The organism is Acidimicrobiales bacterium (genome assembly GCA_036273495.1).
GTDB lineage: Bacteria > Actinomycetota > Acidimicrobiia > Acidimicrobiales > JAJPHE01 > DASSEU01.
Genome location: DASUHN010000232.1, coordinates 1 through 9,335, shown reverse-complemented (window position 1 = coordinate 9,335; position 9,335 = coordinate 1). Strand labels below are relative to the sequence as shown.

General features: G+C 76.3%; 11 protein-coding genes. 8 read left to right on the top strand and 3 right to left on the bottom strand.

Annotated features, from left to right (window positions below):
* The 5 genes from VFW24_09975 to VFW24_09955 form a co-directional block, all read left to right on the top strand.
* A partial coding sequence (locus tag VFW24_09975) for a hypothetical protein (protein HEX5267088.1) occupies positions 1–337 on the top strand: 337 nt, incomplete at its 5' end.
* On the top strand, positions 334–2,001 hold the full coding sequence (gene cobJ / locus VFW24_09970) for a precorrin-3B C(17)-methyltransferase (protein HEX5267087.1): 1,668 nt from the start codon (positions 334–336) through the stop codon (positions 1,999–2,001). The genes VFW24_09975 and cobJ, both read left to right, overlap by 4 nt.
* Entirely contained in the window at positions 1,998–2,195 is a 198-nt protein-coding gene (locus VFW24_09965) for a 4Fe-4S binding protein (protein HEX5267086.1), read from the top strand. The genes cobJ and VFW24_09965 overlap by 4 nt, the downstream gene beginning before the upstream one ends.
* Positions 2,192–2,812, top strand: coding sequence for a precorrin-8X methylmutase (locus tag VFW24_09960; protein HEX5267085.1), 621 nt, complete (start codon positions 2,192–2,194; stop codon positions 2,810–2,812). Before VFW24_09965 ends, VFW24_09960 begins: the two co-directional genes overlap by 4 nt.
* Positions 2,805–3,671, top strand: a complete 867-nt coding sequence (locus VFW24_09955) for a sirohydrochlorin chelatase (protein ID HEX5267084.1) — start codon at positions 2,805–2,807, stop codon at positions 3,669–3,671. The genes VFW24_09960 and VFW24_09955 overlap by 8 nt, the downstream gene beginning before the upstream one ends.
* Here the strand turns inward: VFW24_09955 and VFW24_09950 are convergent.
* Positions 3,612–5,183 carry a SpoIID/LytB domain-containing protein gene (locus tag VFW24_09950; protein ID HEX5267083.1) on the bottom strand — a complete coding sequence of 524 codons (1,572 nt, stop codon included), beginning with the start codon at positions 5,181–5,183 and terminating at the stop codon, positions 3,612–3,614. The genes VFW24_09955 and VFW24_09950 overlap by 60 nt on opposite strands.
* A gap of 154 nt (positions 5,184–5,337) precedes the next feature.
* On the opposite strand from VFW24_09950, the gene VFW24_09945 reads away from it, so the two are divergent.
* The 3 genes from VFW24_09945 (at position 5,338) to VFW24_09935 (ending at position 6,752) form a co-directional block, all read left to right on the top strand.
* A complete protein-coding gene (locus tag VFW24_09945; GenBank protein ID HEX5267082.1) occupies positions 5,338–5,622 on the top strand; it encodes a hypothetical protein in 285 nt (94 codons plus the stop codon).
* 4 nt (positions 5,623–5,626) lie between these two features.
* Positions 5,627–6,289 (top strand): maleylpyruvate isomerase family mycothiol-dependent enzyme, encoded by a 663-nt coding sequence (locus tag VFW24_09940; GenBank protein HEX5267081.1) that lies wholly within the window; start codon positions 5,627–5,629, stop codon positions 6,287–6,289.
* Between the two features lie 64 nt (positions 6,290–6,353).
* On the top strand, positions 6,354–6,752 hold the full coding sequence (locus tag VFW24_09935; GenBank protein HEX5267080.1) for a hypothetical protein: 399 nt from the start codon (positions 6,354–6,356) through the stop codon (positions 6,750–6,752).
* 12 nt (positions 6,753–6,764) lie between these two features.
* On the opposite strand, the gene ligD is transcribed toward VFW24_09935, so the two are convergent.
* Both ligD and VFW24_09925 read right to left on the bottom strand, forming a co-directional pair.
* Positions 6,765–8,417: a non-homologous end-joining DNA ligase gene (gene ligD / locus VFW24_09930; GenBank protein ID HEX5267079.1), complete on the bottom strand. Its 1,653-nt coding sequence runs from the start codon at positions 8,415–8,417 to the stop codon at positions 6,765–6,767.
* Between the two features lie 8 nt (positions 8,418–8,425).
* Positions 8,426–9,335, bottom strand: a 910-nt coding sequence (locus VFW24_09925; protein ID HEX5267078.1) for a molybdopterin cofactor-binding domain-containing protein, incomplete at its 5' end; no start/stop codon positions are given.

Genomic DNA, 9,335 nt, shown 5'->3' with positions numbered 1-9,335 from the left:
CCGGGCCCGCCGCAACGCCGACCGCCACGGAGCGGCGCTGGAGGTCGTCGAGGGGCGGGCCCCGGCGGCGCTGAACGGGCTGCCCGATCCCGACCGGGCCTTCGTGGGCGGGGGCGGGGTCGAGGTCCTCGACGCCGTGCTGGCCCGGCTCCGGCCCGAGGGCCGGGGCGTGGCGACGGTCGCCGCCGTGGACCGGGCGGCCGAGGCCGAGGCCCGCCTCGGGAACCTGGTGCAGGTCGGCGTGGCCCGGGGCCGGCGCCTCCCCGACGGCGGGCTGCGGCTGGCGGCCCAGAACCCGGTGTTCGTGGTCTGGGGCCCGGGTGGTGACGCGGGATGAGGGTCGTCACCGTCTCGGTGACCCGGGGCGGGCGCGCGCTGGCTGCCCGGCTGCCGTTCGAGTCGGTCCACGGCGGCGCGGGTGACGCGGTGCGGCGCCTCTGGCGGGACGTGGACGGACTGGTCCTGATGCTCGCCACCGGCGCCGCCGTGCGCATCGTCGCTCCCCTCCTGGAGGGCAAGGAGCGGGACCCGGCCGTGGTCTGCGTGGACGAGGCGGGCCGGTGGGCGGTGCCGCTCTGCGGCGGCCACGCCGGGGGGGCCAACGACCTGGCCCGCTCCGTGGCCGCCCTTCTAGGGGCCGAGCCGGTCGTGACCACGGCCACCGACGCCGCCGGGGTACCCGCCCTGGACGGGCTGCCCGGCTTCGCCGCCGCCGGCGACGTGGCGGGCGTTACCGTCGGCATCCTGGCGGGGCGGCACCCGGTGGTGGAGGTGGACCCGGATCTGGCGGGGTGGCCGCTCCCGGCGGGGCTGCCAAGGGGGCCGGGGCCGGAGCGGGTGCTGGTCACCGATCGCTCCCTGCCGGCCGAGGCCGGGCGCGTGGTCCTGCATCCCCCTTCGCTCGTGGCGGGGGTGGGTTGCTCGACCGGAGCGGAGGCCGCCGAGGTGCAGGCGCTGCTGGCCGCGGTGCTGGCCGAGGCGGGGCTGGCCGCCCCCAGCGTCGGCGTGGTGGCGACCATCGACCGCCGCTCGGCGCACCCGGCGGTGGTCGGGCTGGGCCCTCCGGTCCGCGCCTTCCCGGCCCCGGCGCTGGCCGCCGTGGCGGTTCCCAACCCCAGCCCGGTGGTGGCGGACGCGGTCGGCACGCCCAGCGTGGCCGAGGCCGCCGCCCTCCTGGCCGCCGGCCCGGACGCGTCGTTGGTGGTCGCCAAGCGGACGTCGGCTGCGGCCACGGTGGCGGTGGCCCGCCGGGCCCGCCCCCGCGGCGAGCTGGCCCTGGTCGGGCTGGGCCCGGGTGACCCCGCCCACCGGACCCCGGCGGCGGCGGCGGCGGTGCGTGCCGCCGAGGTGGTCACCGGGTACTCCCCGTACGTGGACCAGGCCGCCGATCTCCTGGGGCCGGGCCAGATCGTCGAGCGCCACCCCATCGGCCGGGAGGAGGATCGGGCCGGCGGCGCCCTCGCCCACGCCGCCGCCGGGCGGCGCGTGGCGCTGGTCTGCTCGGGAGACGCCGGGGTGTACGCCATGGCCTCGATCGCCCTGGAGCTGGCGCCGGAGGTGGCGCCCGAGGTCGAGATCACCGTCGTGCCGGGCGTGACGGCCGGGCTGGCGGCGGCGGCTCTGCTCGGCGCCCCGCTCGGCCACGACCACGCCGTGGTGAGCCTGTCGGACCTGCTGACGTCGTGGGAGGTCATCGAGCACCGGGTGCGGGCGGCCGCCGAGGCCGACCTCGTCGTCACCCTGTACAACCCGCGCTCGACCGGGCGGACCTGGCAGCTGGAGGCGGCCCTCGACATCCTGCGCCGGCACCGGCCGCCGGAGACGCCGGTGGGGGTGGTGACCGACGCCTACCGGCCGGGCCAGCGGGTGACCTGGACGACGCTGTCCGCCGTGGACGCCGGCTCCGTCGGCATGACCACCTGTGTGGTGGTGGGCGCCAGCTCGACGCGCCTCGCCGGCGGGCGCATGGTGACGCCCCGGGGGTACCGGCCGTGCCCGTGACCGCGCTGATCGCCAACGCCGTGACTGTCGGCGCCCGCTGTACGGCGTGCGGGGCGTGCCTGGCGACGTGCCCCGAGGGCGCCCTCGTGCCCGCGCCCCGCCGGCCTCGCGTGGACGCCGCCCGGTGCACCGCGTGCCTCGAGTGCGTGGAGGTGTGCCCGGCCGGCGCCATCGACCCCGCGGTGGTGGCGTGACGACGCCGGGCTCGGTCCATCCCATCGAGGCCGAGAGCTACCGGATCCTGGCCGAACGGGTGGACCTCTCGGCCCTGGGACCGCTGTCCCGGGCGGTGGCCGAGCGGGTGATCCACGCCAGCGCCGACCTCGAGTACGCCACCTCGCTGGTGCTGGACGAGACGGCGCTGGCGTCCGGCGTCGAAGCACTGCGCCGGGGGGCGGTTGTGGTCGCCGACGTGGAAATGGTGGCGGCGGGCATCACCTCGGTGGCGGCGACGTGCTTCCTGGGGCGCGTGCCCCCGGGATCGGGCGGTGACGGGGCGCCGACCCGGAGCGCGGCGGCCATGCGGATGGCGGCGGCGGCCCACCGGCGGGGGGCGGTGTTCGTCGTGGGCTGCGCCCCCACGGCGCTGGTGGAGCTGGTGAAGCTGGCGGCGGCGGGGCGGGTGGAACCGGCGCTGGTCGTGGGCCTGCCGGTTGGCTTCGTCGGGGCGGCCGAGAGCAAGGAGGCGCTGCGGGCGTCGGGGCTCCCGGCGGTGTCGAACGTCGGCGAGAAGGGGGGGTCGGCGGTCGCCGCCGCCGCCGTCAACGCCCTGCTGCGGCTGGCCGGCGGGCCGGGTGCACGCCGTGGCTGAGCGGCCCGACGCCCTGGTCCTCGTGGGCCACGGATCGCGGTCCGCCGCCGGCCTGGCCGAGATGGCGGCCCTGGTCCGGTCCGTGGCGGCGGCCCGGCCGGGCACCGAGGTGCGGCTGGGCTTCCTCGAGCTGTCCGATCCCCCCGCCGGGGACGTGATGGAGGAGGTGCTGGCGGCCGGGGCGGAGGAGGTGGTGGTGGTGCCGGTCATGCTGCACGCCGCCGGCCACTCCAAGTCCGACGTTCCCGCCGTGGTGGCCGAGGCCCGGGACCGGCACCCCCGGGCCCGGATCAGCTACGCCCGGCCCTTCGGCGCCGACCACAGCCTGCTGGCCCTGGGCCGGCGCCGGCTGGAGGAGGCACGGGGACTGGGGCTGCCGCTGGGGGTCCTGGCCCGGGGCAGCTCGGACCCGGATGCGAACGCCGAGGCCTACCGGGTGGCCCGGCTGCTGGCGGACATGGCGGGATCGCGGTCGGTCGTCACCGGGTTCTCGGGCGTGACGTGGCCGAGCGTGCCCGAGGCGCTGGAGCAGCTCCGCCGGCTGGGGGCGGACCGGGTGGCGGCGCTGGCCTGGTTCCTCGCCACGGGGGTGCTGATCGACCGCATGCGGGACGACTTCGCCCGGTTCACCGCTGATACGGGCATCGAGGTAGTGGACGCCGGCTATCTGGGAGCGGGGCCCGAGGTGGCCGAGCTGGTCCTGGCCCGGGCCGACGAGGCCCGGCGGGGCGAGGCCGTGCCCAACTGCGACGCCTGCGCCTACCGGGCGCCCTTCCCGGGGCTGGAGGACCGCGTCGGGCTACCGATCGGGACCGGGCACTCGCATCTGGCCGCCGAGCACCGCCACGCCCACCGCTGACCGCCGGCGCACCAGGCGCGTCACCACTCCGGCCTCGGCCAGGAGGGCCACGGCCAGGACCGTGACGAGGGCGGCCCGGCCCGGCGCCGACCGGCCCACCGGCGTGAGCTCGGGCGCCAGGCCACCCGGCGCCGACGCCTGGGCCCCGGCCACCACCTGGCCGGCCAGGGTCCGGCCGGCCCCTCCCTCTCCGCCGCCGCCGGGACCGGTCCCGGGCACGGGGCTGGCGCGGCCGGCTCCGGCCGCCCCCACCTGGGCCGGCGGGAGGGTCGGGGGTGGGGAGGCGGCGGTGCCGGCTGCGGCGGTGGCGGTCACGCCTGACCCGTGGGGAACGACGTCCCAGCTGCCCCCGCCGGCGGTGGCCAGGGTTCGGCCCGACCCGTCGAGCACGCGGTAGGGGCCGGTGGCCGACACCCGGACCCGGCCCACCCCGTCGGCCAGCGCCACCCCGATGGTGGCGGGCTCCTGGCCCGGCGCCAGCCGCACGGGCCGGGCGGGGCCGTAGTACGAGGCGAGGATCTGGGCCCCGCTCCAGCCCCGCAGGGCCTTGCCGAGGGCCCCGTACTGGCTCATCCCCATCCCGTGGCCGAACCCGTATCCGTCGACGACCACGTCGGTGCCGCTCGTCGACACCGAGTACCGCCAGCTGGGCAGGGCCAGGGGCAGGCCCGCCGGCGGCGCCAGCCGCGAATTCAGCAGGGAGTGGAAGTCCGCCGGGGCCAGAGGCTGGGTCGACGTCGTCCCGTCGGGGCCCTGCAGGGTGGCGATGACGGCGTCGGGCCGGCTCACCAGGCTCACGAGGGACGAGCCCGCCGGCACGCCGAGGGCCGGGGCCAGCGAGGCCAGGGACTCGGACCAGGACCAGTGGTGCTCGGGGCTGATGGCGTCCTCCGGGTCGGACACGGCCGGGAGCCATGGCACCCCGCCCGACACGGTCCTGCCCCCGTCGCTCGAGCCGTACAGGGCCTCGATCACCCGGTTCTGGTACAGAAGGACGGTCCCGCTCGTGCCCCGCACCGCCGCCAGCCAGGCGCCGGACCCGGGCTGACGTTCCTTGGCCATGCCGGCGTAGACCTGGCACGCGTCCGATGCGCAGATCTGGCCGCCGGCGGCGTCCCACGCCCCGGCGGGGTGGACCAGTACCTGCCACAGGGCGTAGGTGCGGGCGGCGACGGCCTGGGCCGCCAGCGCCGCCTCCGGCCAGTTCGGGGGCATCTCGGCGATACCCGCCACGTAGTCCTCGAACCCGACCCGGTTGACCACCGCCAGGCCGCCCGCGGCAGGGCCGACCACGACGTCGCCGCGGTAGGCGGCGCCGTCGACGCTGAGGATCGTCGGGCCGGTGGGCCGGAACACCACCTGGCCGGCGCTGACCGCCCCCTCGGAGGCCCGGGCGGCCGTGGGGCCCGCCAGCGTCGTGCCGGCCAGCGCCGGCAGCGCGGTCACCGCCGCCGCCACCAGGACCCGCCATGTTCGCCCCGCCCGCCGGGGAGACCCGCTCCCGCCCCGCATGGGGGTGCCTATTGGCGGTGCGGGGCCGGAGGACCTGCCCCCCGGGTCCGGTTTCACATGGTCCGAATCGACGCTGAGCAATTCGGACCATGTGGAACGAACCCGGGGGGTGGAGTGCCCCCGAGCGGAGCCACATTTCACATACCTGGTTACTGTGACATCCTTCACGTCGGCGCTGGGGTGCCTGGAGGGGGCGCTGGCCTACCTGTACCGGAAATGGGTCACCGGCTTCGGCGTGGCGCTCGACCGGGAGCTGGAGGCGGGCTGTCCACCCGGGCCGGCCACGCTGGCCCGGGTGGGCCGGCGGTTGGCGGCCGAGCAGCCCGGCCTGACCCGGATCCTCGAGGCCCACGCCTCCCATCCCGCGGTCCGGGAGGGACGCGACCACCACCGCCGCCTGCTCGCAGACGTGACGGGCGGCCCCATCTCAGGAGGATGACGCCGTGACCCTTCCGCGCGAGACCGTGGTCTCCGGCCTGGTCGAGGAGCTGGTCGGCTTCGATGCCCTGATCCGGCCCCTGAGGGCCGAGGAGTGGTCGACGCCGACCCGCTGCTCAGGCTGGACGGTGGCCGACGTGGCAGCCCACGTGGTGGGCACGGCGGCCGACATCGCCGCCGGCCGAGCCAACCTGCTGACCGAGCCCGACCGTCCCGATCGCCAGGCCCAGGAACGGGCCGGGCGCTCTCCCGAGGAGCTGGCCGACGAGCTGGTGGCGGCGGGCAAGGTCCTCGCCGACATCGCCTCCGGCCTGGACGACGCCGCCTGGGCCGGGCCTCCCCCCGTGGAGGTGCCGGGCACGCTCGGAATGGCCGTCGAGGGCATCTGGTACGACGCCTACGTCCATGCCGACGACATCCGCGACGCCCTGGGCCGGCCGAGCGAGCACGGGCCGGGACTGCGGGCGGCGGTCTCCCACGTCGTCGACCTGCTGTCCGACCGGGACTGGGGCCCGGCGACCCTGCGGCTCGACGGGATGGATCCCGTCGCGGTGGGCGGCGGGGGCCCCGAGGTCCGGGGCGACCCGCTGATGTTCGTGCTCGTGGCGACCGGGCGCGCCCACCCCATCGAGCTCGGTCTGGACCAGACCGTCAACCTCTACGCCTGACGGGCCCACGGCGGGCCGCCGCGGCCGCGGCTGGGGAGCGATTGCCGGTCGGTAGCCTGCCGGCGTGTCCGATCCGACCCAGCCCCTTCCCACCACCGAGACCTGCCCCCGCGGCCACGTGCTGACCGCCGAGCAGATAGTCATCCGGGACGGGATGAAGGTGTGCCCGATGTGCGAGCAGGAGGCCACCTCGTGGGCGAGCCCGACGCCGCCCCGCCCCCGCCACTGGAGCCGGCGCCTGCTGCGGGTCCCGCTTGCCATCGTGGCCGGCGGCCTGTTCGCGCTCGCCATCAGCTCGGCGTTCGACATCGCCGCCAACGCCGCCTTCCTCAGCCACGACCTGCCGGGCTCCACCTCTGAGCTGGTGGGTGCGATCTTCTCGACCATCGCCGAGCTGGCCCTGGCCGGGGCGGTCGGTTGGATCGCCTGGGCAGTCGGCCTGGAGGACCAGCCCGGCCACTGATCCCGGCTGCCCTCAGATGGTGGGCAGCTGCTGGGGCCGGCGGAGGAGGCGGGTAAAGGGATCCCTGATCCCGGCCACCCGGTCCGGCACGGTGCGGATCGTCCAGCGGTCACTCCTCAGGTCGGGGTCGTCGAGCTCGTCCCATTCGATCGGCACCGACACCGGAGCGCCCGGCGCCGCCCTCACCCCGTACGGCGCAACGAGGGTCTTGTTGATGGCGTTCTGGGTGTAGTCGAGGCGGGCCCGTCCGTGGCGCGCCCGCTTCTCCCAGGTCCAGCTGACCAGGTCGGGAACGGTGGCCCCCACGGCGCGCGAGAGGGCCTCGACCCACGCCCGCGTGTCGTCGAACGAGTACCCGGGGGCGATCGGAACCCAGATGTGCAGACCCCGCCCGCCGGTGACCTTGGGAACGCCCTCCACGCCGAGATGCTCGAGTCCCGACCGGTAGAGCCGGGCCAGGAGCACGACGTCGGAGAACGCAGTCTCGGTGCCGGGGTCGATGTCGATCAGCGCCCACGTCGGCTGGCGCACGTCCGGCAGGCGCGACGTCCAGGCGTGCAGCTCGACGGCGGCGTAGTTGGCCATCCACGCCAGCGTGGGGGCGCTGTCGATCACGGCGTACCACTCCGTCTCGCCGGGGTCGGCTTCGTCGTTGTGCCACCGGGTGATCCACTCCGGCGCGTAGTCCGGGATCTCCTTGTGCCAGAACCCGGGCTTGTCGACGCCGTTCGGGAAGCGGTGCTGGTTCACCGGACGCTCGGCCAGATAGGGCAGGATCACCGACGCCATGCGCGTGTAGTAGCGGACGAGGTCGCGCTTGGTCACCGCCGCCTCGCCGGCCCGTCCCGGGATCAGCACCTTGTCCAGGTTGGTCAAGCGGAGCTCACGACCTTGCAGGACCCAGGTGCCCTGCTCCCCCATGGCGTCGAGGGCGGCCAGCTCGTCAGCGTCGGGAGAGCGCCACGAGGGTGGAGCGGACTCCCCCATCTCCCCTGCCGTCCCGGCCGTCGGTGCCGATCCGTCCAGGCGCACCTCGGCCTCGGCCGCAGGCCGGTCCCCGTGCCACAGAGCGTACGGGTCGGCGGAGACCTCGTCGTTGGTGCGCCCGCTCTTGACCGAGCGGGGGTGGTCCTCGGGATCCCAGCCGGGCCGGGCATCGTCGTCGTGCTTGTGCAGGAGCAGCCATGTCTCGCGGCCGCTGTCGTCGGCGCGGGTCCGGACGAGGACGAAGCGGCCGCGCAGCTTCTCCCCGTGAAGGTCGAAATGGATCTCCCCCGTGGCGACGGCCTTCACCGGATCCCCGGGTTTGGCCGGCTCCCACGTGCCCCGGTCCCAGACGATCACGTCCCCGCCGCCGTACTCCCCGCGTGGGATGACCCCCTCGAAGTCCCGGTACTCGATGGGGTGGTCCTCGACGTGGAAGGCGGCGCGACGGGCGCCCGGGTCGAGGGTGGGGCCCTTCGGAACGGCCCAGCTGGCCAGCACCCCGGCCATCTCGAGGCGCAGGTCGTAGTGGAGCCGGCGGGCCCGGTGACGTTGGACGACGAAACGGAGAGCCGTGTCCTCGGAGGGGACGGCGTCCCCGGCCGGCTCCGGCGTGACGGCGAAGTCGCGCTTGGCCCGGTAGCCCTCCAGGGCCCCGGCGGCGTCGGTGGGACGGCCCACGGGAGCGTTCATACCCCGTCTCCGGCCCCGGCCACGGCCCGCCAGATGCGCTCGGGCGAGACCGGCATGTCGAGATGGACCACGCCGAGGGGCGTCAGGGCGTCGAGTACGGCGTTGACGACGGTGGGCGGCGCGCCGATGGTGCCGGCCTCACCGATGCCCTTGGCCCCGAGGGGGTTGCGGTCGGTGGGGACCTCGGTCCGCGCCACCCGGAAGGAGGGAAGCTCGGCAGCCGACGGCAGGCAGTAGGTGAGGAACGAGGTGGCCAGCGGCTGGGCGCCGGAGTCGTAGGCGGCCTCTTCGAGGAGGGCCTGGGCCACACCCTGGGCGGTCGAGCCGTGGATCTGGCCCTCGACGATGGTGGGGCTGACGGCCCGGCCGCAGTCGTCGACCGCGACGTAGTCGAGGACGCGCACCGCCCCAGTCTCGGGGTCGACCTCCACGACGCACGCGTGGGTGCCGTAGGGGTAGTTGAAGCCTTCGGGCTCGAAGACGGCCCGGGCCTCGAGTCCCGGCTCCATCCCGGGGGGCCGGTCGGCCAGGGCGGCCCGCCGGCCCAGCTCGGCCAGGGCGAGGCGGCGGGAGGGGACGCCGCGCACCGCCACCTCCCCTCCTTCCCACTCGAGATCCTCGGCGGCCGCCTCCAGGAGATGGGCGGCCAGCTCGGTGGCCTGGCGACGCACCTCGTCGGCCGCCATCCGCACCGCCGAGCCCGCCACCGCCATCGACCGGCTGCCGGCGCTACCCATGCCGAACGGGGCGGCGGCGGTGTCACCGGTCACGACCTCGACGTCGTCGGCCGCCACGCCCAGCACCTCGTGGACCACGGTCCGCAGAGTGGTCCCGAGCCCCTGGCCGTGCGGCGACGCACCCGTCCGCACCGTGACGGCGCCGGTGCGCTCCACCCGGACCGAGGCT